The sequence below is a fragment of the Bradyrhizobium sp. LjRoot220 genome (assembly GCF_964252915.1).
Taxonomy (GTDB): domain Bacteria; phylum Pseudomonadota; class Alphaproteobacteria; order Rhizobiales; family Xanthobacteraceae; genus Bradyrhizobium.
On record NZ_CAXUPS020000001.1, the window covers coordinates 375,683 to 399,825 of the forward strand.

Here is a 24,143-nt window from a genome sequence, read left to right on the forward strand (position 1 = left end):
GGTGTCGAGGCAATAGCCGGACATTACAGGCACTTACTCAGAATGAGGTCCCCATGGCAACGCGTCGACGTGGCCAGATTGTCGAAACCCCGACCGAGGCCCGTCAGGCCGAACCCGGCCCCTCGGTGCTTGCACTCCTCAGCGTCTCAACCGGACTCGCGATCCTGATCCTGGGCGTGATCTGGTTCGTATTCTTCCGGGTTTGAGGAAGGGCGCGAATAACGGTGCGAGCTGACACAGGGAGCCCCCAAACGGCGCCGTCTCGATTTGCCGGTGAGGTGCGATTGGCATAGCACTCCCGCATCCCCATGAGCGGAAATGCGCAAGCGGCATGAGCTTCACCTACGTCGTTCCAGACATTCACGGCCGCGATGATCTGCTCAGCGGCGCCCTTGGCAAGATTGAAGCGCACGCGTCCGGCAAGGCCGGTGTCATTGTCACCATCGGTGACTACGTCAACAAAGGCCCGCAGAGCCGGCAGGTGATCGAGCGGCTGCTGCCCGGCATTGGCGGCGGCCGGAGCTTGGTTGTGCTGAAGGGCAACCACGATGCGATGATGGTCGAAGGGCTGCGCGACCCCGCGAAGCTGGCCTTTTGGCTGGAGCGGGGCGGCGATGCGGCGCTGGCGTCCTATGGCGGCGATCCCGCCGCGGTGCCGCCAGCCCATATCGCCTGGCTCGATCGCCTGCGGCTGCTGCATGTCGATGCGCATCGGCTCTATGTGCACGCTGGCGTCGAACCTGGCGTGCCGCTTCAAATGCAAAGCGAAAAGACGCTGTTGTGGAAACGCTACCCGAAGGACGACGCGAGCGGGTTCGGCGAACTCCACGTCGTGCACGGCCACGACAATGATCCCGAAGGCCCGCTGTTGTACGAGGGCCGCACCAATCTCGACACAGCCGCCTGGAAAACCGGGCGGCTGACGGTTGGGGTGTTCGACGATGACCGGCCGGGCGGCCCCGTTGAATTGATCGTGGTCCGCGGGGAAGGCGGTCGCTAGCCGCCCCTTGGGGCTCTTTGGGCATCCGATTCGGTATGCTAGGCGTTTGCCTGCGACTGACGGCCGCGCCGTTGCAGGGCGCCATGACGAAAAAGTAACCTGGCGCCATCCGTCCCGTTCATTGGCCGTTCACGCCGGTGAGCCTCATCTTGAGGCAGGTTTCGTGAAGCTCACCATTGGAGGCCAGCGTGCGCCTGCTTGTCGTCGAGGATGACCCCGATCTCAACCGTCAGCTGACGACGGCGCTGACGGATGCCGGTTATGTGGTCGATCGGGCGTTCGACGGCGAGGAGGGGCACTTCCTCGGGGACAGCGAACCCTATGACGCCGTCGTTCTCGACATCGGCCTGCCCAAGATGGACGGCATCTCCGTGCTGGAGGCCTGGCGCCGCAGCGGACGGGCGATGCCGGTGTTGATCCTGACCGCCCGCGACCGCTGGAGCGACAAGGTGCAGGGCTTCGACGCCGGCGCCGACGACTATGTGGCAAAACCCTTTCACCTCGAGGAAGTCCTGGCCCGGATCCGCGCGCTGCTGCGCCGTTCGACCGGTCACGCCCAGTCGGAACTGGTTTGTGGCCCGGTTTCGCTGGACACCCGCACAAACCGGGTCAGCGTATCGGGCAATCCGATCAAGATGACCTCGCACGAATACCGCTTGCTCGCCTATCTCATGCACCATACCGGGCGCGTGGTGTCGCGCACCGAACTGGTCGAACATCTCTACGACCAGGATTTCGACCGCGATTCCAACACCATCGAAGTGTTCGTCGGCCGTATCCGCAAAAAGCTCGACGTCGATATCATCCAGACCGTGCGCGGGCTCGGCTATCTCCTGACACCGCCGTCGCCCGGGGTGTGACGACCGTGTGATCAAAGGCCTTGAAGAAGTAGCGCGCTTGCTCTTTTGTCCGGGCATGATCAGTTCCGAAAGCCGGCCCCTCTCGTTCGGGATCGCGTCCTGATGCGCGGGTCCTCGCTCGCCACACGGTTGTTCCTGTCGGCGACCGCGTGGGTGGTGGCGATCCTCGTCATCACCGGGTTCGTGCTGTCCTCGGTCTATCGCGATGCCACCGAGCGGGCTTTCGACCGCCGCCTCAATCTGTATCTGCGCACCCTGATCGCCGAGGTCGCGACGCCGGACGAGCCGCCCGACCAGCCGTTCCAGTCGCTTGGCGAGCCGTTGTTCGAGCTGCCGCTGTCCGGCTGGTACTGGCAGGTCCTGCGCACCGACGGCGAGAAGGCCGAACCGCGGGTGTCGCGTTCGCTGTGGGACAAGAAGCTGCCGAAACTCGAAGAGCACGGCGCCGAACTGACCGCGGCCGGCATCCGTCTCGGCTATGTCGACGGCCCCGAGGGGCAGAATTTGCGGATGGTGGAGCGGCCGGTCGACCTCGGTGCGGACGGCAAATTCCTGATCGGCGTGGCCGGCGATGCCGCCGAGATCTTCGATGAGACGCGCAGCTTCGACTATTACCTCGGCGGCACCCTGGCGACGCTCGGCATCGTGCTGCTGCTGACCACGATCTTCCAGGTCCGCTTCGGCCTTGCGCCGCTCAAGCGCATCTCGGAATCGATCGCCGATATCCGCTCCGGCCGTGCCGAGCGGCTCGAGGGCAATTTTCCGGTCGAGATCGCGCCGCTGGCGCGCGAGACCAATGCGCTGATCGACGCCAACAGGGAAATCGTCGAGCGCGCGCGCACCCATGTCGGCAATCTCGCGCACGCCATCAAGACGCCGTTGTCGGTGATCCTCAACGAGGCCGCCGCGCATCCCGTCAGTGCCTTTGCCAGCAAGGTGCTGGAGCAGGCCGATGTGATGCGCGATCAGGTGGCCCATCATCTGGAGCGCGCGCGCATCGCCGCGCGCGTCACCGTGGTCGGCACCGTCACCGAGGTCGCGCCCGCTATCGAGGCGTTGCGGCGGACCATGGAAAAGATCCACCGGGATCGCGCCGTCGCGATCGATCTGAAGGCCGATCCTCACGCGAAGTTTCGCGGCGAACGCCAGGACCTGGAGGAGATGGCCGGCAATCTGGTCGACAACGCCTGCAAATGGGCCGCCTCGCAGGTCTTGATTGAGGTGCAGGTGGAGCCGGCGCTGGACCCCAAGGCAGGCCCGCGGCTGCGAATCGTCGTCGATGATGACGGCCGCGGGCTATCGGCCGCCGAGCGCGCCCAAGTCTCGCGCCGAGGTCAGCGGCTGGACGAGTCCAAGCCGGGCTCCGGCCTCGGGCTCTCGATCGTGGTCGATCTCGCCGCGCTTTATGGCGGCAGCCTTGCGCTCGGCGACGCCCCGATCGGCGGGCTGCGGGCCGAACTGGTGCTGCCGGGGGTTTGAGCGCGGAAAGCGATTGAATCTGGTCGGAGACCGGCCAGGCCGCCCGTGATTTCATCATTCCTAAACGACTTCTTAACGCGCACACTTTTATGATGGCGGTTGGGCGCGCTTTGCCGTCCGGACGACACAGGCATATCCACACCGGGCGCATGAGCCAGACATCGACCGAGCGGCTGAGGGACTATCTCGCCCAGCTCCCGCCTCAGGCGCAGGCGCTGCTGATGCGCTCGTTCGAGCGCGCCATCGAGCGCGGCGAGGAAGTCGCCGTCGCTACCCTCGTGCTCGAGCAATTGCGCAAGGTGGTGCGCGGAACCGAGGAAGACGAAGAAGTGCAGCCGCGGACCGATGATCCGGCGCGCTTGCTGTTTCGCCCGATCGAACCGTTTTTGGTCGAAAGCAATTTCCCGATGCGGCCGGGCCAGATCCGGCGCTCCTCGCTGCTGCCGGTCTGGCAATGGTTGGCCCGCGACGGCGCGCCGGAGCAGGCGCGTGCCTTCGAAGCGGCGCTGGCCGAGATCAGGCACAGCGGTTCGACGGCGGGGCTGGAATCCGAGACGCGCAAATTCCAGTTCGCCGCAGCGGAAGCAATCACCAAGGTCGCGGCGCCGGTGCAGGGCGACGACAGGCAGCGTTCGCTCTCGCGTATCGGCCCGCCCAACGTCGTCGAGGACTTCCTGTCGATCGGGGCGGTGCTCCGGGCCCGCGAGGCGATGGATACGCTGGGCAGCCGGCTTCCCAGCCAAGTGCGGGTCTTGTCGGATTCCCAGATTGCGTCGGTGACCTCGGCGCTCAATGTTCCCTCGCTGCAGACGCCGCAATTGCTGCCGTTCGCGTTGTCGCTGATTATGCAACGGCTGGCGGCGCCCTGGCAGATTATCCGCCTCGCGATCAAGATGGCGGCTTCCGACGATGAAATTCGCGTGGCCGCGACGCCCCACGGCATCGCCGTCACGCTCGCGCTGCACGATCTCTCCTTCCTCGCGGCCTGCCTGCGCACGGACATCAGGCGCGGCCAGTTCGACAATGTGGGCGAACAGCTGAAGACCCTGCACGACGGCGTGCGCGGCCTGCGCACCGAACTCGACCTGCGCAACGATTCGACCTGGGGCAGGCAGCTGACGTCGATCCGCGCCGACATTTCCAATTCGCTGCAGTCGGAAATCGACAGCGTGCCCGGCCGGGTCCGGCGCATCCTGCGCCAGCGCGCCGACAAGGACATTTCGTCGGCCCCCAAAATCGACGCGTCGGACGTCGAAGAAACCGCGGCCCTGATCGATTTCGTTGCGGTTTGCCGCACCTATGCCAGCGAACTCGCGATCAACGAGGTGACGTTGCGGACCTATTCCGACCTGCAGCATTATGTCGAGCACTCCACCGAGGCGCTGGTGCAGTCGCTGCGCGGCGGCGACACCAAGGGGCGCGCCTACCGGCAGATGCAGGCCAAGGCGGCGATCCGCTTCTGCGATGTCCTGTTCGGCCATGATTATGCGTCGCTGATGAGCAGGGCGGCCGAAAATGCCGTCACCGGCGAGCGCAAATCCGCCGAGCGCAAGTCCACGTCCACCCGCAACGGGTAGAGCGTTTTCCAGCGAGAGCCTGCCCCGGACTTGATCCGGGGTGGATACCGGTTCGCGTCAAGAAAACGCGTCAAATCAAGAATCCAGAATCCCGTTCCGATTAAATCGGAACGGAAAGGCTCCAGGACGCGCGGGCCGCCGCGCCATTACACCTTGCGTCGATCCTTGTTCGCGCGAAGGAATTCGGCGAATGCCTTGATCGTCAGGTCAGACACGTGATGCTCGATGCCCTCGGCATCGCCCTCGGCCGCTTCCTGCGGAACGCCCAGGGCCAGCAGGACATCCACCACGAGCCGGTGACGCGCGCGGACACGTTTGGCGAGCGCCTCGCCCTTCTCGGTCAGGAACACGCCGCGATAGGGCCGCGCCGTCACGAGATCTTCCCGCTTGAGCCGCGCGATGGTGTCGATCGCCGTTGGGTGCGACACGCCGAGCCGGCGCGCGATGTCGGTCGGGCGCGCCTCGCCGGTGGTTCCGAGCAGATCGGAGATCAGTTCGACATAATCTTCCAGAACCGCGGTCGACCGCGCCGATCGCGCTTTTCCAAAGCGGCGCGCCTGGGTCTGTTCCGCAGGGAGCGGCTGCATCGGTTTGGCCCGGTCTGTCGAGGGCTTGCGCAACACGGCACCTTTCCAGGCGAATCCATCGAGGGGAGGCAGACCATGGCGTGCTGCCGACCACATTGCAAGTTGGTGGCGTGTCGCGAAACCGCAACAGGCCAGCGCGCGCTTGCGACGACTGGCGACAGTATCTTGACAGTTAACGGGGCAACATTAAGATGTAGCCTAACCTACGTTTTGCTGTCGTGGCTTATTCGGGCAGGTTCCCTGAGCACGATTGAGTTTGGGGAATAAAGATGCGTGCGACCCGAATGGCTCTTCTGGGCACGTCCGCCCTTGCGGTGCTTTGTCTGAGCCCGGTTGCGGCCTTGGCGCAAACCGTGGCGCCCGCGCCATCGACGACGCCCCAGGCCGCCCCTCAGGCGCCTGCCGAGGCGCCCGCGCCGGCAACGGGACAAACCCCGGCGCAGACCGGTCCCTCGCAGGCAGCTCAGCCGCAACCGGCCACGGCCGCCGGTGCGCAAGACAAGGCTGCCGCTCCGGCCGAAATCGACATGCCGCAAGTGACCGTGGAGGGCCGCCAGCCCAGGCCGGCGCGTCGCGCAGCGCGCGGCGAGCCCGGTCGGCGTTCACCGGCCGTCGCCGCGCCGCTGCCTGGTCCCGCCCCGGCGACCGCGGCTGCCTCGCCCTTCAATCCGCCCTTTGCGCCCTTGTCGACCATCGGAAGCAATCAAATCCAGACCGGCAGCAGCAATGGTGGGTTTGGCAGCCTGTTCTCCAACATGCCCGGCGCGACCGCCGCCGGACTGGCCACGGAATCGTCCCGCCCCGTTCTGCGCGGCTTGTCGGACGCCAAGGTCCGCATTCAGGAGAACGGCGTCGGCGCGGTCGACGTGTCGGATATTGCGCAGGACCACGCGGTGCCGATCGACCCGCTCGCAATCCAGCGGGTCGACGTCGTTCGCGGACCGGGTGCGCTCCGCTTCGGTTCGCAAGCCGTCGGCGGCGTTGTCGACGTCAACAACAACCGGATTCCGACCGCCGCCCCAGTGCGTGGAGTAGCCGCGGAACTGAGATCGGGCGTGACGAGCGTCAACAGGGGATGGGAAAGCGGCCTGTTGCTGGACGCCGGCGGTCGCAACGCCGCTGTTCACGCCGACGTCTACGGCCGATCCTCGAGCGATTACGCCATCCCGAGCTACCCCTATCTGGTTCCGCCAATCCCCGCACCCGTCGGCAACGGCAGACAACCCAATTCAGCCTCGGAAAGCGCGGGCGCGGCGATCGGCGGTTCTTATTTGTTCGACGGCGGCTATGCCGGCATCGCCGTCTCTCGCTTCACCAGCGACTATTTTGTTCCGGGAATCGCGACCGCGGCCGCGCGCCAGCACAACGACCTCGAGCAGACCAAAATTACCAGCAAGGGTGAGTATCGACCGGATGCGGCCGCACTGGCGGCCGTCAGGTACTGGACCGGATATGGGGAATACAGGCATGACGAGACCGTGCTCGCCGGTCCCGGTTTTGAGGGGATTGCAGCCACGTTCAAGAACCGGCAGACCGAGGGCAAGATCGAGCTTGAATCTGCGCCGTTCGCCACGCCGATCGGTGCGCTGACCAGCATTGCCGGGGCGCAGGCTTCCTACCAGCAACTGGATACGGCAGGCCAGGCGATCCTGCTGCCCGCCCAGACCAGAACCGCGGCGGCGTATTTCCTCAATGAAGTAAGGCACACGGATACGCTGCGCACGCAATTGGCGGGACGCATCGAGGGCGTCGACATCGCGGGAACGGCGTTCACTTTCCCGCCGAATTTTCTGCCGCCGCCGGATGTCCCGGGCAGGGCCGCGGCCAAACTCGACTTCATGCCGAAGAGCGTCAGTTTCGGAATCATCAAGGATCTTCCGTCTTCGATGGTCGCGCGCCTGACGCTGCAGCGGATCGAACGGGCGCCGCGCGCGCTCGAATTGTTCGCTCAAGGTCCTGACGGTTCGGAGAAGACGTTCAAGATCGGCAACGCAAACCTGGGGATTGAGACCGCGCAGACGGCGGAAATCGGCTTGAAGCGCACCGCCGGCGATTTCAGGTTCGACGCCAATGTCTACTACACCTCGTACGACAAATTTATCTTCGCGCGCGCCACCGGCAACCTTTGTCAGGAAACCTTTGCATCATGCGGGGCCGGCATCGATTACACCCAGGCCAATTACGATCAGCGCAATGCGACGTTTCGCGGCGGCGAACTGGCCTGGCAATGGGACGTGGCGCCACTCGCCAACGGTACCTTTGGTATTGATGGGCAATTCGATGTCGTTCGGGCGACTTTCACCGACGGCAGCAATGTGCCGCGCATCCCGCCGATGCGGCTCGGCGGCGGTGCTTATTGGCGCAGCGACAGCTGGTTCGCCCGTGTCGGCCTGCTGCACGCCTTCGCGCAGAACGACGTTTCGCAATTCGACACGACGACGGCCAGCTACGATCTGCTCAAGGTGCAGGTGGAGAACCGGCAATTCTGGAAGGATTCGCCGTGGGGAGCGGTCGAAGTCGTAACCGGGTTGGTCGGCGACAATTTGCTCAACGCCAACATCCGCAATGCCGTTCAATTCCACAAGGACGAGATCCTGCAGCCCGGACGCGGTTTCAAGCTTTTCCTCAACGTCAAATACGGTGTCGACGGGCCGGGCGGGGCGCCGGGTTCGTCCTTTGGGCTGGCGCGCGGGGCGGCTGGCAACATGTTCTACAAATCGCAGCCGGCGCTCGATGCGGCCTGGAACTGGGCCGGCATCTATGCCGGCGCCAACGTCGGCTATGTCAGGGGCGCGGCTGTCACCAACGCGGTGTTCAGCGAGGGTGCAACCGGTCTGCCGCTTGACGGCGGCCGCCTGTCGTCCACGCGCGGCACCGCGAGTTTTGGCGGGCAGGCCGGTTACAACTGGATATCCGGCCGATTGGTCGCCGGCATCGAAGGCGATTTCGAATACCGCAACCAGCGCGGACGCAACACCACCACATGCCCTGGCGACGTCTGCAACGCGGCGCTGGCGCCGTTCGACGCAGCCGTGACGGCAAGCCTGGATTACCGTCTGGGATGGGTCGCCTCCGTTCGCGGGCGCGTCGGAGCGCTCGTTACGCCGGGTCTGCTTGCCTATGCCACCGCAGGCGTTCCGTTCGGCAAGATCACCACGTCTGCGTCTGTCGCGGGTTTCGACAATGCGGGAGCCCCGGCAACGGCAGCTTTGGATACCGACAATTACCGTTTCGGCTGGGCCGTCGGCGGTGGTTTCGAAACCCGGCTGACAGGCAACTGGACCGGCAAGCTCGAATATCTTCATATGGATTTCGGTTCGGTACGTTCCACGCCGGCGACCGCTGCCAACACGGTCGTTGCGTTCGATTCCAACACAAGGGTGACCAGTGATGGCGTCAGGGTCGGTGTGAATTACAAATTCGGCGCCGGCGGCGCGGTAGTTGCGGATTAGAATGCTACGCGCGGCCTGCCGACCGCGCTATTTCACGGTGAAGCGGATCGGCAACCTTACGACAACGGAATCGCCCGGGAAGGTTGCGGGCGGCGCGGGAAATGGTTCCGCACGCTTGAGCAGCGCGACAGCTTCCTCGTCAAGGGCATTTGAGCCCGAACTTTGAGTCACGCGCGCGTTGGCGACCATGCCCTTGCGATCCAGCGAAAACGACACCTGCGCTATCCCTTGCTCGCGCCGCGGCCGGGCGGCTTCCGGATAGCGCTTGTTCTTCTCGATCATCGCGAGGAGTTTGGTTCGCCATGTCACCACGGCTTCCGAATCTTTCGCACTCGGCGCGCCTTGTGTAGGCGCCACGGCCACCGGCGCGATGCGCTCCGGGACCGCCGCTGGTGCCGACGTGGTGGCGGCTGCCGCCTGCTGCTGCGGCGTTACGTCCGGCTGCGGTTTGGCCTGCAGCGCCACGGCCGCATCCGGGTTGGGAGCGGGGGGCAGTTCCGGTGTGTCATCGGGCGGCGTCACCTCGGGCTTTGCCACGGGCTGCGGTTCCGACATCACCTGTTCCGGGCCGGGGGCGACATCGGATTGTGTGGTCGACGGCGCTGCCGGCAGCGGCGCCAGGTCGATCACGATCGCGCCGGAAGGCTCCGTCGCCGCGGTGTCGTCGGGGTAGCGCCAGGTCGCGAGCGTCGCGGTCACACCAGCGTAGATGCACAGCACCGCAAGGCCGCTCACCATCCAGCGCTGCAGGTCGGAACGATCTTCGGCCGCAAGCTGCATCATGGCGACGAGGCTTGTTCCAATCCGACCAGGGCGACTTTCAGGTAGCCGGATGCGCGCAGCATGTTCATGACATGCATCACCTCGCCATAGGGGACGAGCTTGTCGGCACGCAGGAAAATGCGGGTGTCCTTGTGACCGTTGGTGCTCGCATCGAGCACGCCAGCCAGCGCGGCGCGGCCAACGGTCTCGTTGCCGACCGACAGCGAAAGGTCCGGTTTGACTGTCAGATAGACCGGCTTGTCGGGACGCGGTTGCGGCTCCGCGTTCGACGCGGGAAGATCGACGGCGATATCGACGGTTGCGAGTGGTGCTGCGACCATGAAGATGATGAGCAGGACAAGAATGACATCGATGAACGGTGTCACATTGATCTCATGGACCTCCGCAAGATCGCCATTGCTCTGGTTAACGCTGACAGCCATCGCTGCTACTCCGCCGCTGCGAGATGCCGCCGAACCACCATGGCGCCGCTGTCGAGGTCGCGGCCGACCAGCCGTGTGATCTCCGATGATCCGTCGCCGAGCAGCGCGCGGTACGCGCTGATCTGGCGCGCGAACAGATTGTAGATCATGACAGCGGGAATCGCCGCCACCAGCCCCAGCGCCGTCGCCAGCAGCGCCTCAGCGATCCCGGGCGCGACCACCGCCAGATTGGTGGTTTGCGACTTCGAGATCCCGATGAAGCTGTTCATGATGCCCCAGACCGTTCCGAACAGTCCGACGAACGGGCCGGTCGATCCGATGGTCGCCAGCACGCCGGTGCCGAACCCGATGCGCCTGCTTGCCGCCGCCTCGATTTGCTGAAGCCGGGAGGTAACCCGGGTCTTGATCCCTTCCTTGTCCATTCGCTCGTTGCTCAATTTCAATTCCGCCATCGCACCTTCGAGCAACTGGGCAACCGTTCCCTCGGGCACGTGCCGCACGGCGTCTTCCACGTTCCGGGCGTTGGAAAGTTCGCGCAAAGCGCTCCGCGCATTGCGGCGCGCCTTGATCAGTTCGACCGTCTTTGAGAGCCATACGGTCCAGGTCACCAGGGTCGCAAAGACCAGACCGATCATGACGGCTTTGACGACGATGTCGGCCTGCATGAACATGCCCCAGGGGCTGAGATCGCGCGGCAGCAGCGCCGCCGCGATCGCCGTTCTCTCCGTTGCGTCCTGCGCAGCGGCCGGTAACGACAGCAACAAGAGCGGGATCGAAAGAAACGCGAGGCTGAAAGGAAGGGCGTGGCGTTGAATAGCATTACAGGGGCGCATCAGTCTTGCCTCTAAGGGACTGGAAATTAACGTATTCACCTCATTTTGTAGCATCGCCTACGTCTTGGTGCAAATGCTCTAGCTCGAGGCCGATCTGGCATTTGGGCATGGCTTTCCACACGATTTTGCCCTGGCTTGGTCTGCCAACCTGCCGGGCTTGCAGGTCCCGGATCTGCGCGACGTTTCTCGCAGGTTCGCGGGTCGCGCCGCCGGGACCCGGCGCCCTCCGAACGGTTGAGCCTGCGATCGCGCCGGTTTCCCCGGTTTTTCTGCCGCATTTGTCAATTGCCGGGCTTGCCGCCAGTGGTGTAAAGCGGCGCATCGGTGCCTGCTTCGAAGGCGCCGTTCCGCCCGGGAACCGCTTGATGACGCTGTGGTTTGTGTTCGCGCTGATGACGGTCGCGGCGATTTTTGCCGTGCTCTGGCCGTTGAGCCGCGGCTCGGCGGCGCCGGCTGGTGGCAGCGAGGCCGCCGTCTACAGGGATCAGCTCGCCGAGATCGATCGCGATGTCGCCGCCGGCCTGATTGGGGCCTCGGAAGCGGATGCCGCGCGCGTCGAGATCAGCCGTCGCCTGCTGGCGGCCGCGGATGGCATCGACGATGCGCCGGCGCAGGCCAATCAAACGCTGCGCCGCTCGTCGACTGTTTTGGCGCTGGTGGGCTTGCCGATCGCTGCGGTTGCTTTCTACCTTTCGTTCGGATCGCCGCAGCTCGGTGATTTCCCGCTCGCCAGCCGCAGCCGCGCCCCCGACGCCAACCAGCCGATCGACAATCTGATCGCGCAGGTCGAGGCGCATCTGGAAAAAAATCCGAGCGATGGCCGCGGCTGGAGCGTTCTGGCCCCGGCATTGGTGCGGCTCGGCCGCTACGACGATGCGATCCGGGCGCTGCGTAATTCGATCGCTTACAATGGCGACAGCGCCGAGCGCCGGTCCGATCTCGGCGAAGCCCTGACGGGCTTGGCGGGCGGCGTCGTGACCTCGCAGGCCAAGGCCGAGTTCGAACGCGCGGCCGCGCTGAACGCCGACGAGCCCAAGGCCGGCTATTTCCTCGGGCTTGCCGCCGAGCAGGACGGCCGTCGCACCGACGCCGCCGCGATCTGGCGCGCGATGCTGGCCAAGGCCGCACCCGATGCGCCGTGGCGGCCGCTGGTTCAGGCCGCACTAGTGCGGGTCGGCGGTCCGGCTGCACCCGCACTGTCGAATGATGCGATGGCTGCGGCCAAGGACATGAACGAGGCCGACCGCGGCACCATGATCCGCGGGATGGTCGACCGCCTCGCCACAAGGCTGAAGCAGAACGGCGACGACGTTGAGGGATGGTTGCGGCTGGTGCGGGCCTATATGGTGATGGGCGAGCGCGACAAGGCGGTGAGTGCCCAGTCCGACGCACGCCAGGCGGTTGCCAACGATGCCGAACGCTTGCGCCAGCTCAATGAGGGCCTGAAGAATCTCGGGCTTGATGGCTGATGGATACCATCACGCAGGGAACCAGAGGATAACATGACGCGCAAGCAACGGCGTTTGACCATGATCGGCGGCTCGCTCGCGGTGCTCGCGGTAGCGGCGGCGCTGGTGCTGAACGCGATGCGCGATTCGATCGTGTTCTTTTCGACCCCTTCGATGGCGGCCGAGAAGCAGATTCCGGCCGGCAAGCGTTTTCGCCTCGGCGGCCTGGTGCAGCCGGGATCGCTGGTGCGCGGCGACAATCTGGCGGTGAATTTCAGCGTCGCCGACGGCGCCGCAACCTTGCCGGTTGCTTATAAGGGAATCCTGCCCGACCTGTTCCGCGAAGGGCAGGGCGTCGTTGCCGAAGGCGCGATCGACGCGTCAGGCGTGTTCCGGGCCGACACCGTGCTCGCCAAGCACGACGAGACCTACATGCCCAAGGACGTCGCCGACGCGCTGAAGAAACAGGGCCACTGGAAGGACGATTACGGCGCCAAGCCGAGCGCGTCAGTGGCGCCAACGCAGGGGGCGTCGAAGTGATCGCTGAAGCCGGACATTACGCACTGGTGCTGGCGCTGGCGCTGTCGCTGATCCAGTCGACGGTGCCGATCGCCGGCGCGCGCTGGGGCGATGCTGCCTTGATGAATGTCGCGCGCTCCACGGCGCTGGCGCAATTGCTGTTCGTGGCGGTGTCGTTCACGGCGCTGGTCATGCTCCATGTCTCGTCGGATTTCTCCGTCGTCAACGTGTTCGAGAATTCGCATTCGACCAAGCCGCTGCTCTACAAAATCACCGGCGTCTGGGGCAATCACGAAGGCTCGATGCTGCTGTGGGTGTCGATCCTGGCGCTGTTCGGCGGTCTTGTCGCCGCCTTCGGCAACAATTTGCCGCTGTCGCTGCGCGCTTATGTGCTGGCGGTGCAGGGGTGGATCGCGGCAGCGTTCTATCTGTTCATCCTGATGACCTCGAACCCGTTCCTGCGCATCGCCGCGCCGCCGATCGAGGGCCGCGACCTCAACCCGGTGCTGCAGGACATCGGCCTCGCGGTGCATCCGCCGATGCTCTATCTCGGCTATGTCGGGTTCTCGATTTCGTTTTCGTTTGCGGTCGCAGCCCTGCTCGAGGGTCGGATCGATGCGGCCTGGGCGCGCTGGGTGCGGCCGTGGACGCTGGTGGCGTGGATATTCCTGACGCTCGGGATCGCGATGGGCTCCTACTGGGCCTATTACGAACTCGGCTGGGGCGGCTGGTGGTTCTGGGACCCGGTTGAGAATGCCTCGCTGATGCCGTGGCTTGCCGGCACCGCGCTGCTGCATTCGGCGGTGGTGATGGAAAAACGCAACGCGCTGAAAGTCTGGACCATCCTCCTTTCGATCCTGACCTTCTCGCTGTCGCTGCTCGGCACCTTCCTGGTGCGCTCGGGCGTGCTGACGTCGGTGCATGCGTTCGCGACCGATCCGACGCGCGGCGTGTTCATCCTGCTGATCCTGTGCCTGTTCATCGGCGGCAGCCTGACGCTCTATGCCTGGCGCGCATCGGCGCTGAAGCAGGGCGGGCTGTTCGCGCCGGTCTCGCGCGAAGGCGCGCTGGTGCTCAACAATCTGTTTCTCACCACGGCCTGCGCGACGGTGTTCATCGGAACGCTGTATCCGCTGGCGCTGGAAGTGTTGACCGGCGACAAGATTTCGGTCGGCGCGCCGTTCTTCAACCTGACCTTCGGGCCGTTGTTCGTGCCGCTGATGATGGCAATGTCGTTCGGGCCGCTGCTAGCGTGGAAACGCGGCGACCTGCTCGGCGCGGCGCAGCGGCTGATCGCGGCCGGCATCACCGCACTGATCGCGATTGCTGTGGCGTATGCGTGGACCTATGGCGGCAGCACCTTTGCGCCGCTCGCGATCGGGCTTGCGATCTTCGTCATCGCCGGTGCGATGACCGATCTGGCCGAACGCACGGCCTTGTTCCGCGCCCCCTTTGCCACCGCGATGCACCGCGCGCGCGGCTTGCCGCGGGCGACCTGGGGCTCCGCGTTCGCGCATGCCGGCGTCGGCGTGGCCCTGATCGGGATCGTCTGCGAGACCACCTGGAACAGCGAATATATTGGCACCCTGAAGCCGAACGACGTCGCCAGGGTTGCCGGGTACCAACTGAAGCTCGATGGCGTCACGCAGCGGCAGGGACCGAATTTCCGCGAGATGATCGCGCAGTTCACCGTCAGTCTCGACGGCGAAACACTCAGCGTGATGACGCCGTCGAAGCGCAATTTCACCACGCGGGGTTCGTCGACCACCGAGGCGGCGCTGCTGACGCGCGGCGCCAGCCAGCTCTATATCTCGCTCGGCGAGAGCACGAACGAAGGCGCGGTCGCGGTGCGCATCTATCACAAGCCGCTGGTGCTGCTGATCTGGTGGGGGCCGGTGCTGATGGGGTTTGGCGGCCTGCTGTCGCTGTCGGACCGGCGCTTGCGCGTCGGCGCGCCGAAGCCCGCCAAGGCTCCGCGCGCATTGCAGGCGGCGGAGTGATCCATTGAAGCTGCTCCTGGCCAGCGCATTTGCCGCGTTTCTCCTGATCGGATGCCCGTCCGCTTTCGCCGTGCAGCCCGACGAGATCATGGCGGACCCGGGCAAGGAAGCGCGTGCGCGCGATCTGTCGCGCGAATTGCGCTGCATGGTGTGTCAGAACCAGTCGATCGACGATTCCGAGGCACCGCTGGCGCGCGACTTGCGGCTGCTGGTGCGCGAGCGGATTGCGGCCGGCGACAGCAATACGCAGGTGATCGATTTTTTGGTGGCGCGCTACGGCGAATTCGTGCTGCTGAGGCCGCGGTTCAATCCGCATACACTGGTGCTGTGGCTGTTGCCGCCGCTGGCGCTCGGGGGTGGCGGCCTCGCGCTATGGATCTACAGCCGGCGCCGCGCGAAATTCCCCGATACGGAAGATCGAGATTTGCTCAAGCTGACCGCCGAGGAAGAAGCCCGCCTGGAGCGGCTGATCGCCAAGGAGACCTCGAAGGAAACCTCGCCGGAAAAGCCGGCCTGAACCTGCGTCGATTGCAAGCCGGCCGGTTCCGCCATTACATTGGCGGTCGTCACAAACAATCGCCCAGGGGGAATCCGAAATGGCGCTTTCACTCTACGACGCCAGCGTGGCGAACTATCTGCAAACCCTCGGCGCCGTCTCAGGCTTTCTCGATCGCGCGCTTTCCCATTTTGAAGAGAACAACATCGATCCGGAAGCGATCGTCGAGACGCGGCTCGCTTCGGACATGCTGCCGTTCCGCTTCCAGATCATTTCCGTGGTCCAGCATTCCCGCGGCGCCATCGAGGGCGTGCAGCAGGGCGTCTTCAATCCGCCGTCGTTCAAGACCCCGTTCAACTTCGCAGGCCTGCAGGCGCATGTAACGCAGGCGCGCGAGGCGCTGTCCGCGTGGACGCCGGAGGCGGTCAACGCGCTCGCCGGCCGCGACGTCGTCTTCGCGCTCGGCGAGCGCAAATTGCCGTTCACGGCCGAAGGTTTTCTGATGTCGTTCTCGCTGCCCAATTTTTATTTCCACGCCACCACCGCCTACGACATCCTGCGCACCAACGGCGTTCCCCTCGGCAAGCGGGATTTCTTGGGCCGGCTCAAGATGAAGACCTGAGGGCCTGCACAAGGCGAACCACATTCATTTCGCGGTGCGCGGGTAGCGATTTGCTTGGAGTTCAAAGATGCGGAACCGGTTCGGTTTTTCCGGGCCGGGGAAGGCTGTCACCTCGCAAAAATGGCATTCTCAGCCCGCGCTAAGCCTTTGGATTGCCTGTGCTAAACTGCCGCATGCATACCTTCCCAGCATTACAAAAGTTTAATTCCCCCGCCAGCACGCGGTAAGGCGCCAACCCCCATCTTCCGTCCTGTCCGAGGTGCCCGCCCCCGCACCGTCGAATTCTGGATCTGGAGATTGCTAAAAATGACCGAACGTCCCGTCGATCTTTCCTCGCTTCCGTCCTATGGCGCGCCGCGCCGCTCGCTGTTCTCGGCGCGCAAATTCGCGCTGATGGCGTCCGTCGTCGCCGGCCTCGGTGCCGCGGTTTATGGTTTCAGCCCGTCGCAGGGCCCGGTCGATGTTTTCAGCAGCGCGGCGCACGCGCAGGTCAACACCGAAGTCCGCAAGGTTGAGCGGCCGGTCGGCTTTGCCGACATCGTCGAGCGCGTCAAGCCGTCGGTGATTTCGGTCAAGATCAACATCGCCGAGAAGCTCGCCGGCAAGGACAAGGACGACAGCGCCAACAAGGATGAGGACTCGCCGTTCCCGCCGGGCTCGCCGATGGAACGCTTTTTCCGCCGCTTCGGTGGACCTGACGGTTTGCCCCCGGGCTTGCGCGGTGGACCGCGTGGCCGTGGCCCGGTGACCGGCCAGGGTTCCGGCTTCTTCATCTCGCCTGACGGGTATGCGGTGACCAACAACCATGTCGTCGATGGCGCCGACAAGGTCGAGGTCACGATGGACGACGGCAAGAGCTACACCGCCAAGGTGATCGGCACCGATCCGCGCACCGACATCGCGCTGATCAAGGTCGCCGGCCGCACCGACTTCCCGTTCGCGAAACTGTCCGATTCCAAGCCGCGGATCGGCGACTGGGTGCTCGCGGTCGGTAATCCGTTCGGCCTCGGCGGCACCGTGACCGCCGGCATCGTCTCGGCTTCCGGCCGCGACATCGGCAACGGTCCGTATGACGATTTCATCCAGATCGACGCGCCCGTGAACAAGGGCAACTCGGGCGGACCGGCGTTCGATACGGCCGGCGAGGTGATGGGCGTCAACACCGCGATCTATTCGCCGTCCGGCGGCAGCGTCGGCATCGCGTTCTCGATCCCGGCATCGACCGTGAAGAACGTGGTCGCCCAGCTCAAGGACAAGGGCTCGGTCGCCCGCGGCTGGATCGGCGTTCAGATCCAGCCCGTAACCGCTGATATCGCCGACAGCCTCGGCCTGAAAAAGGCGGAAGGCGCGCTGGTGGCGGAACCGCAGGCCAACGGTCCGGCGGCCAAGGCCGGCATCGAATCCGGCGACGTGATCACCGCCGTCAACGGCGAGCCGGTCAAGGATGCGCGCGAACTCGCCCGCACCATTGGCGGATTGGCGCCGGGTGCGGCTGTGAAGCTCAACGTGCTGCACAAGGGTCAGGACAAGGTCGTGAACCTCACGCTCGGCCAGTTGCCGAACACGGTCGAGGCCAAGGCCAACACCGAGGATAGCGACAAGGCCAAGCCGAACAAGGGAACCGACGTGCCGAAGCTCGGCATGACGGTTGCCCCCGCCAACAGCGTGGCCGGCGCCGGCAAGGAAGGCGTCGTTGTCACTGAGGTCGACCCGAAGAGCGCGGCGGCCGAACGCGGCTTCAAGGAAGGCGATGTCATCCTGGAAGTGGCCGGCAAGAGCGTCGCCACCGCCAACGAAGTGCGCGATGCGATCAACGCGGCGCGCACGGACAACAAGAGCAGCGTTCTCATGCGCGTGAAGAGCGGCGGTTCGTCGCGGTTCGTGGCAGTGCCGGTGGCCAAGGGTTAAGTACGAGATGGAGGGTTTCGCCGGCATCAGTCGCCCCCGCCGACGGCTCCTTCCGGGGAGCGGGTCCAAAACTCGCTCCCTCCAGCTACCTTTCGATGGAATACGCCCCCCTCCGTCGGAAGGGAAAAGGGCGGTGAGGTCCCCCAGCCTCGCCGCCCGCTTTTTTCACTCTATCAAACACAAAAAATTGCACGGGTTCCCCGTTGCCTTGCATCGGCATGCGGCCCGCGCCATGGTGAGAGAAAGCCACTGACGTGACCGCAACCGCCTCCCAAATGCGCCTGTTGATCATCGAAGACGACCGCGAGTCCGCCGACTATCTGGTGAAGGCGTTCCGTGAAGTCGGTTATGTCGCCGATCTCGCCAGCGATGGCGAGGAAGGGCTGTCGCTCGCCGACAGCGGCGACTACGACGTGCTGGTGGTCGACCGCATGCTGCCCAAGCGCGACGGCTTGTCGCTGATCGGCAGCTTGCGTGAAAAGGGCAACCGCACGCCGGTCTTGATCCTCTCCGCGCTCGGGCAGGTCGATGACCGCATCAAGGGCCTGCGCGCCGGCGGTGACGATTATCTGCCAAAGCCGTATTCATTCGCCGAGCTGTTGGCGCGCGTCGAGGTGCTGTCGCGCCGCCATGGCGGTCCGGCCGAGGAAACCACCTACAAGGTCGGCGATCTCGAACTCGACCGTCTGTCGCACCGCGTCGCCCGCGGCAAGGACGAGCTGACGCTGCAGCCGCGCGAGTTCCGCCTGCTCGAATATTTGATGAAGCATGCCGGGCAGGTGGTGACGCGCACCATGCTTTTGGAAAACGTCTGGGATTATCATTTCGATCCGCAGACCAACGTCATTGACGTGCATATCTCGAGGCTGCGCTCCAAGATCGACAAGGGCTTCGAGCGGCCCTTGCTGCATACGATCCGCGGCGCCGGATACATGATCCGTGACGGCATTCGGTAAACTGATCCGCACTACGGCGTTTCGCCTGACGCTGGTCTATCTGTTTCTGTTTGCGCTGTTTGCCGCCTCGTTGCTGGGCTATTTCGCCTGGAATACGCGCCGGATGATCAACGAGCAGATCACCGCCACCGTCAACGCCGAGATCGGCGAGATTGAGATCATCTACGCACGCCGCGGGCTGCAGGGCCTTGCCCTCACGCTTAGTCGCCGCACGCTGCGGCCCGGCGCCAACCTCTATCTCGTCACCACGCCCGCGGGGACGGCGTTCGGCGGCAACGTCGAATCGCTGTCGCCTGGCGTGATGTCCTCCATCGGCTGGTCCGAGACGGCGTACCGCCGGCTCGACGAGCAGGATAGCGCCAATCACCGCGCGCTGGTGCGCGTCACCGAACTCAGCAACGGTTTTCGCCTGCTGGTGGGCCGCGACCTGGAAGAACGCAGGCGGCTGTTCGGCATCGTCGCCAAGGCCGCGCAATGGTCGCTGCTCGTCGTCATCGTGCTCGGCCTCGGCGGCGGCGTCTTCGTGGCGCGGCGGGTGCTGCGCCGGATCGACGCCATGACCGGCACCACAAGGCGCATCATGGCCGGCGATCTGTCCGGCCGGCTGCCGGTGGGGCGCAGCGGCGACGAACTCGACCGGCTGGCGGAAAACCTCAATGTCATGCTGGAGCGGATCGAGGCCCTGATGATGGGCCTCAAGGAAGTCTCCGACAATATCGCCCATGACCTGAAGACGCCGCTGACGCGGCTGCGCAACCGCGCCGAGGAGGCGTTGGCGAGTTCCGGCAGCGAGGCCGAATACCGCGCCGCGCTGGAACGCACCATCGAGGAATCCGACGGCCTGATCCGCACCTTCAATGCGCTGTTGATGATCGCGCGTGCCGAGTCCGGACAGGCGCGCGGCAACATGGACGATTTCGACGCCGCCGACGTCGCCAGGGGCATTCACGAACTCTATGAGCCCTTGGCCGAAGACGACGGCCTGACCCTGCGCGTCAAGACCGCACCGGCGCCGCTTCACGGCAACCGCGAGCTGATCAGCCAGGCGCTGGCCAACCTGGTCGAGAACGCGATCAAATACGGCAAGCCGGATCCGGCGGTGCAGCCGCTGGACCCCGCCGTGGCGGCACGCTCCAGGGAGATCCTGATCGAGGCGCGGCGCGAGGCCGATTCCGTGCTGCTCAGTGTCACCGATCACGGCCCAGGCATTCCCGAAGGCGATCGCAAGCACGCGGTGGAACGCTTTGTGCGGCTGGAGGCCAGCCGGACGCTGCCGGGCTCCGGCCTTGGTCTCAGCCTGGCCTCGGCGGTGGCAACCCTGCACGGCGGCGAGCTCCGGCTCGGCGATGCCCATCCGGGGTTGATCGCGACGCTGGCCATTCCGGCGCGCGCCGCCTCCGGTGACAGGCTTGCGGCTCAAACGCAGGATGTGCCACAGAAGGTGGCATGAACTCATCCGCGCCGGGCAACGCGGAAGGACAGGGCCTCGCCGCGCGCTTCGTGGACGGGCCGCATGTCTCCGCTTCCAGCGACGCCGAACGAACCTTGAACGACTGGCTCGCCGAACTGGAGCCGGCGCAGTCGGTTGCGCTCCGCGCCGTGCTGGAGCAGCCGTTTGCGCGGCGCATTCTGCACGGGATCACGGAGTTCTCGCCCTTTCTGTTCGACCTGGTCCGCGCCGACGCCGCGCGGCTGCTCCGCCTGCTGGCGTGCGACCCGGAGACGCATCTGGCGTCGCTGATCGAGAAAACCACCAACGACGTGTTCGCCGCGGCCAATGAGGCCGAAGTGATGCATCTGCTCCGCCGTATGAAGGCGGAAGCCGCGCTGATGATCGCGCTGTGCGACGTCGGCGGGGTCTGGCCTGTGATGCGCGTGACGGCGGCGTTGACCGATCTTGCCGTGGCCTCGGTGCAGGCGGCGTTGCGGTTTCTGCTCCGCCAGGAGGTTGCGCGAAGCCGGATGACGGCCGTCAACCACGACCGGCCGGAGGAAGGCAGCGGCCTGATCGTGCTCGCGATGGGCAAGATGGGCGCGGGCGAACTGAACTATTCCAGCGACATCGACCTGATCGTGTTTTTCGATCCCGCCGCGACGTCATTGGTCGCCGACATCGAGCCGGCGCCGTTCTTCGTGCGCGTCACGCAGGCCCTCGCGCGGCTGCTGCAGCAGCGCAGCGGCGACGGCTACGTGTTCCGCGTCGATCTGCGCCTGCGGCCGGATCCCGCCTCGACGCAGGTCGCGATGTCGACCGAGGCGGCGCTGCATTATTACGAGCGGGAAGGGCGGACCTGGGAGCGCGCCGCGATGATCAAGGCGCTGCCGTGCGCCGGTGATCCCAGGGCCGGCGAGGCGCTGATGGCCGAATTGTCCCCCTTCGTGTGGCGCAAGCATCTCGACTTTGCGGCGCTCGCCGACGTCCACGACATGAAACGGCAGATGCAGACCTATCGCGGCCAGAGCGAGATTTCCGTCGAAGGTCACAACGTCAAGGTCGGGCGCGGCGGCATCCGCGAGATCGAATTCTTTGCCCAGACCCAGCAACTGATCGCGGGCGGCCGCCATCCGCATTTGCGGGTGCGGCCGACGCTGCAGGCGTTGCAGGTGCTGGCGACCAGCAACTGGATCACGTTTCAGGCCCAGGAAGAGCTCACCGCGGCTTACGAGTATCTGCGCCGGGTCGAACACCGGTTGCAGATGATATCGGACGAGCAGACCCATGCGCTGCCCGACGAGCCCGAAGCCGTGGAGCGTTTTGCAAACTTCTTCGGCTATGAGAGCCGTGCCGCTTTTGCAAACGATCTGCTCGGGCACCTCAAGACAGTGCAGGGGCACTACAGCAAGCTGTTCGAGGGCGATCCGACCGGCACCGTGAAATTGCCTGACGTCAATTACGGCGCGGGGCCGGAGGAGCCGCGGTTACTCGAGCATCTGGCGAATCTCGGCTTCAAGAAGCCGATCGCGGTCGCCGGGACCCTGCAGCAATGGATGGCGGGCGATTATCGCGCGCTGCGCAACGGGGCCACCAAAACCGCGTTCGTCGAATTCATTCCCGGCCTGATCGATGGCCTCGCGCATGCCGAAGACCCCGACGACGCGGTGGCGGCGTTCGACCGTTTCCTCGGCGCCTTGCAGCGCGGCGGGCGTTTGATCTCATTGTTGAGCCAGAACCGCGATCTGGTGGCGCTGGTGGCGCTGATCCTCGGCGCCGCGCCGCGGCTCGGCGACATGCTGGCGCGCCAGCCGCAGATCATGGACGGGCTGATCGACCCGCGCTTCTTCGGCGCGATGCCGGACCAGAAGGAATTGTCCGCGCGCCTTGCGGCGACATTGCAGGATGCGGATTCTTACGAGGATTTCCTCGATCGCCTCCGTCTGTTCGGACAGGAAAGCCTGTTCCTGATCGGCACCCGCATCCTGTCCGGCACGGTTTCGGCGCAGCAGGCCAGCGTCGCCTTTGCTGACGTTGCGGAAGGCATCGTGCACACCGTGCATGGCCTGGTCACCGAGCAGTTCGCGACCCAGTATGGCCGCATCAAGGGGCAGGAGACCGCGATCCTCGCGATGGGCCGGCTTGGCAGCCGCGAGATGACGGCATCCTCCGACCTCGATCTGATCCTGCTTTATGATTTCGACGAGGAGCATCCGGATTCCGACGGGGAATGGTCGCTGCACGGCGCACAGTATTTTGCGCGGCTGACGCAGCGCCTGATCTCGGCCTTCACGACGCGCACCAATTACGGCGTGCTCTATGACGTCGACATGCGGCTGCGCCCGTCGGGCCGCGCCGGCCCGCTGGCGTCGCGGATCGATTCATTTGCCGACTATCAGGAGCGCGAGGCCTGGACCTGGGAGCACATGGCGCTGACCCGGGCGAGGGTGATTTCGGCTTCGCCTGCGTTCCGCAAGAGGATCGAGGATGTCATCCGCGGCGTCTTGATCCGGCGGCGCGATCCCGCCAGCACCGCCGGCGACGTCGCCGACATGCGCCGCGCCATCGCGCTGGAAAAAGGCGAGGACGATATCTGGGACCTGAAGCTCGCCGCCGGCGGCCTGGTCGATATCGATTTCATCGCGCAGTATCTGCAACTCGCATATGCCGCTCAGAAGCCCGAAATTCTCAGCGTCTCGACGCTGCAGGTACTCGACAACGCCGCGCGATCCGGCGTGCTCGCGCAGGCCGAAGCCGAAGTGCTGCGCTCCGCGGCGCGGCTCTATCACGACCTGACTCAGATTTTGCGGCTGTGCGTGAGCGGAAAATTCAACCCGGAAACGGCGGGGGAGAACTTGCAGCGCGTGATGGCGCGAGCGGGCGATACACCGGATTTCTCGACCCTGCAGGCGCGGGTGCGGGAGACGCAGGCGGAGGTGCGGCGGGTGTTTTTGGCGCTGGTGGGCGGAGGATAGAGCACCGATACAATAGCCATGGAGAGAGGCGATGGACGACATTCGATCGACGCTGATTGAGCTATGTGAGGCCTTCAACGCCCACGATCTGGATCGCATCATGGCGTTCTTTGCTGACGACTGTGTCCTGGAGATGCCGAGGGGAAGCAAGCCTTGGGGGGCCCGTTTCGAGGGCAAGCGCGCCGTACGAGAAGCGCTGGCAACGCGCTTTGAAGGCTTGCCCGACGTTCACTACGGCAATGCTGAGCATTTTGTGGATTCGGCCACTGAGACTGGCATCTCAAAATGGACGCTCACAGGCACCACCCGCGAGGGAACGAGAAAGGAAGTCCATGGTTGCGACTTCTACACGTTTCGCAATGGGAAGGTGATCCGCAAGGACTCGTACTGGAAAATCGTGGAGTGAGGTCGGTTATTGGCGCGCCCTGACGCCCCTACAGCTATCTCTCTGTCATTCCGGGGCGCGCATAAGCGATGATGTGCAATTGCACATCAGAGGATCCATTGGACCGCACGCTCTGTCGCCCGATGGATTTTCCGGTTTCTCGCTTCGCGAGCCCTCAGATGCGCAATTGCGCATCGAATGACGACGGAGGGGATTGCTCGGATGCGACAAAACAACCCGACGGGCAAATCACTTCCGATTTACAGAACTCATGTCAAGCCCCGAAATAAAAAATATTTCGCTTTTGCGGAAGCCAAATCAGTGGCACATATCTTGGCCATCCCGTCCTACTCAGAAGGGCGTCGGCCGTCGTCACGGACGTTGGACGGGTTGCGATGGACGCGAAGGT

General features: G+C 64.9%; 20 protein-coding genes. 16 read left to right on the top strand and 4 right to left on the bottom strand.

Annotated elements, in window-relative coordinates; translation table 11 throughout:
* The first annotated feature begins 53 nt into the window (after nt 1-53).
* The 5 genes from ACSQ84_RS01630 to ACSQ84_RS01650 all read left to right on the top strand — a co-directional run bounded on the left by ACSQ84_RS01630 (nt 54) and on the right by ACSQ84_RS01650 (nt 4,916).
* Nucleotides 54-206: a hypothetical protein gene (locus ACSQ84_RS01630; protein ID WP_436209901.1), complete on the top strand. Its 153-nt coding sequence runs from the start codon at nt 54-56 to the stop codon at nt 204-206.
* Nucleotides 207-331: 125 nt separating this feature from the next.
* A complete protein-coding gene (locus ACSQ84_RS01635) occupies nt 332-1,000 on the top strand; it encodes a metallophosphoesterase (protein ID WP_436209902.1) in 669 nt (222 codons plus the stop codon).
* A gap of 188 nt (nt 1,001-1,188) precedes the next feature.
* Nucleotides 1,189-1,860, top strand: a complete 672-nt coding sequence (locus tag ACSQ84_RS01640; protein ID WP_436209903.1) for a response regulator transcription factor — start codon at nt 1,189-1,191, stop codon at nt 1,858-1,860.
* 102 nt (nt 1,861-1,962) lie between these two features.
* A complete protein-coding gene (locus tag ACSQ84_RS01645) occupies nt 1,963-3,339 on the top strand; it encodes an ATP-binding protein (protein WP_436209904.1) in 1,377 nt (458 codons plus the stop codon).
* A gap of 149 nt (nt 3,340-3,488) precedes the next feature.
* Nucleotides 3,489-4,916, top strand: a complete 1,428-nt coding sequence (locus ACSQ84_RS01650) for a hypothetical protein (protein WP_436209905.1) — start codon at nt 3,489-3,491, stop codon at nt 4,914-4,916.
* Nucleotides 4,917-5,062: 146 nt separating this feature from the next.
* Here ACSQ84_RS01650 and mntR read toward each other — a convergent pair whose 3' ends face one another.
* Nucleotides 5,063-5,539: a manganese-binding transcriptional regulator MntR gene (gene mntR / locus ACSQ84_RS01655; RefSeq protein WP_436209906.1), complete on the bottom strand. Its 477-nt coding sequence runs from the start codon at nt 5,537-5,539 to the stop codon at nt 5,063-5,065.
* A gap of 233 nt (nt 5,540-5,772) precedes the next feature.
* On the opposite strand from mntR, the gene ACSQ84_RS01660 reads away from it, so the two are divergent.
* On the top strand, nt 5,773-8,955 hold the full coding sequence (locus ACSQ84_RS01660) for a TonB-dependent receptor domain-containing protein (protein WP_436209907.1): 3,183 nt from the start codon (nt 5,773-5,775) through the stop codon (nt 8,953-8,955).
* 27 nt (nt 8,956-8,982) lie between these two features.
* Here ACSQ84_RS01660 and ACSQ84_RS01665 read toward each other — a convergent pair whose 3' ends face one another.
* Genes ACSQ84_RS01665 through exbB form a run of 3 tightly spaced genes read right to left on the bottom strand, consistent with a single transcriptional unit; the run spans nt 8,983 to nt 10,924 of the window.
* Nucleotides 8,983-9,738 carry an energy transducer TonB gene (locus ACSQ84_RS01665; protein ID WP_436209908.1) on the bottom strand — a complete coding sequence of 252 codons (756 nt, stop codon included), beginning with the start codon at nt 9,736-9,738 and terminating at the stop codon, nt 8,983-8,985.
* Complete coding sequence (gene exbD / locus ACSQ84_RS01670) at nt 9,735-10,160, bottom strand: TonB system transport protein ExbD (protein ID WP_436209909.1); 426 nt, start codon at nt 10,158-10,160, stop codon at nt 9,735-9,737. The genes ACSQ84_RS01665 and exbD overlap by 4 nt, the downstream gene beginning before the upstream one ends.
* A gap of 5 nt (nt 10,161-10,165) precedes the next feature.
* Nucleotides 10,166-10,924 (bottom strand): tonB-system energizer ExbB, encoded by a 759-nt coding sequence (gene exbB, locus ACSQ84_RS01675; protein ID WP_436209910.1) that lies wholly within the window; start codon nt 10,922-10,924, stop codon nt 10,166-10,168.
* Nucleotides 10,925-11,358: 434 nt separating this feature from the next.
* Between exbB and ccmI the strand changes: the two genes are divergently transcribed.
* The 10 genes from ccmI (at nt 11,359) to ACSQ84_RS01725 (ending at nt 23,755) form a co-directional block, all read left to right on the top strand.
* On the top strand, nt 11,359-12,462 hold the full coding sequence (gene ccmI, locus ACSQ84_RS01680; protein WP_436209911.1) for a c-type cytochrome biogenesis protein CcmI: 1,104 nt from the start codon (nt 11,359-11,361) through the stop codon (nt 12,460-12,462).
* A 33-nt stretch (nt 12,463-12,495) separates the two neighbouring features.
* Nucleotides 12,496-12,981 (top strand): cytochrome c maturation protein CcmE, encoded by a 486-nt coding sequence (gene ccmE, locus ACSQ84_RS01685; RefSeq protein ID WP_436209912.1) that lies wholly within the window; start codon nt 12,496-12,498, stop codon nt 12,979-12,981.
* Nucleotides 12,978-14,960 (top strand): heme lyase CcmF/NrfE family subunit, encoded by a 1,983-nt coding sequence (locus ACSQ84_RS01690; protein ID WP_436209913.1) that lies wholly within the window; start codon nt 12,978-12,980, stop codon nt 14,958-14,960. Before ccmE ends, ACSQ84_RS01690 begins: the two co-directional genes overlap by 4 nt.
* A 4-nt stretch (nt 14,961-14,964) precedes the next feature.
* Nucleotides 14,965-15,477: a cytochrome c-type biogenesis protein gene (locus ACSQ84_RS01695; protein ID WP_436209914.1), complete on the top strand. Its 513-nt coding sequence runs from the start codon at nt 14,965-14,967 to the stop codon at nt 15,475-15,477.
* Between the two features lie 79 nt (nt 15,478-15,556).
* The gene (locus tag ACSQ84_RS01700; RefSeq protein ID WP_436209915.1) at nt 15,557-16,078 is read left to right on the top strand and encodes a DUF1993 domain-containing protein; all 522 of its coding nucleotides are present in this window, start codon (nt 15,557-15,559) and stop codon (nt 16,076-16,078) included.
* A 306-nt stretch (nt 16,079-16,384) separates the two neighbouring features.
* A complete protein-coding gene (locus ACSQ84_RS01705) occupies nt 16,385-17,986 on the top strand; it encodes a Do family serine endopeptidase (protein ID WP_436209916.1) in 1,602 nt (533 codons plus the stop codon).
* Nucleotides 17,987-18,261: 275 nt separating this feature from the next.
* Complete coding sequence (locus ACSQ84_RS01710) at nt 18,262-18,942, top strand: response regulator transcription factor (RefSeq protein WP_074280906.1); 681 nt, start codon at nt 18,262-18,264, stop codon at nt 18,940-18,942.
* Nucleotides 18,926-20,392, top strand: coding sequence for a sensor histidine kinase (locus ACSQ84_RS01715; protein WP_436209917.1), 1,467 nt, complete (start codon nt 18,926-18,928; stop codon nt 20,390-20,392). The genes ACSQ84_RS01710 and ACSQ84_RS01715 overlap by 17 nt, the downstream gene beginning before the upstream one ends.
* Nucleotides 20,389-23,349, top strand: a complete 2,961-nt coding sequence (locus tag ACSQ84_RS01720; RefSeq protein WP_436209918.1) for a bifunctional [glutamine synthetase] adenylyltransferase/[glutamine synthetase]-adenylyl-L-tyrosine phosphorylase — start codon at nt 20,389-20,391, stop codon at nt 23,347-23,349. The genes ACSQ84_RS01715 and ACSQ84_RS01720 overlap by 4 nt, the downstream gene beginning before the upstream one ends.
* Before the next feature lie 31 nt (nt 23,350-23,380).
* On the top strand, nt 23,381-23,755 hold the full coding sequence (locus ACSQ84_RS01725) for a nuclear transport factor 2 family protein (RefSeq protein WP_436209919.1): 375 nt from the start codon (nt 23,381-23,383) through the stop codon (nt 23,753-23,755).
* The last annotated feature ends 388 nt before the right edge of the window (nt 23,756-24,143 follow it).

Coding starts and splice junctions, on each gene's coding strand:
- ACSQ84_RS01710 (WP_074280906.1), top strand. CDS start 18,262: ATGCGCCTGTTGATCATCGAAGACGACCGCGAGTCCGCCGACTATCTG.
- ccmE (WP_436209912.1), top strand. CDS start 12,496: ATGACGCGCAAGCAACGGCGTTTGACCATGATCGGCGGCTCGCTCGCG.
- ACSQ84_RS01665 (WP_436209908.1), bottom strand. CDS start 9,738: ATGATGCAGCTTGCGGCCGAAGATCGTTCCGACCTGCAGCGCTGGATG.
- ACSQ84_RS01660 (WP_436209907.1), top strand. CDS start 5,773: ATGCGTGCGACCCGAATGGCTCTTCTGGGCACGTCCGCCCTTGCGGTG.
- ACSQ84_RS01645 (WP_436209904.1), top strand. CDS start 1,963: ATGCGCGGGTCCTCGCTCGCCACACGGTTGTTCCTGTCGGCGACCGCG.
- exbD (WP_436209909.1), bottom strand. CDS start 10,160: ATGGCTGTCAGCGTTAACCAGAGCAATGGCGATCTTGCGGAGGTCCAT.
- ACSQ84_RS01720 (WP_436209918.1), top strand. CDS start 20,389: ATGAACTCATCCGCGCCGGGCAACGCGGAAGGACAGGGCCTCGCCGCG.
- ccmI (WP_436209911.1), top strand. CDS start 11,359: ATGACGCTGTGGTTTGTGTTCGCGCTGATGACGGTCGCGGCGATTTTT.
- ACSQ84_RS01635 (WP_436209902.1), top strand. CDS start 332: ATGAGCTTCACCTACGTCGTTCCAGACATTCACGGCCGCGATGATCTG.
- ACSQ84_RS01705 (WP_436209916.1), top strand. CDS start 16,385: ATGACCGAACGTCCCGTCGATCTTTCCTCGCTTCCGTCCTATGGCGCG.
- ACSQ84_RS01630 (WP_436209901.1), top strand. CDS start 54: ATGGCAACGCGTCGACGTGGCCAGATTGTCGAAACCCCGACCGAGGCC.
- ACSQ84_RS01650 (WP_436209905.1), top strand. CDS start 3,489: ATGAGCCAGACATCGACCGAGCGGCTGAGGGACTATCTCGCCCAGCTC.
- ACSQ84_RS01700 (WP_436209915.1), top strand. CDS start 15,557: ATGGCGCTTTCACTCTACGACGCCAGCGTGGCGAACTATCTGCAAACC.
- ACSQ84_RS01725 (WP_436209919.1), top strand. CDS start 23,381: ATGGACGACATTCGATCGACGCTGATTGAGCTATGTGAGGCCTTCAAC.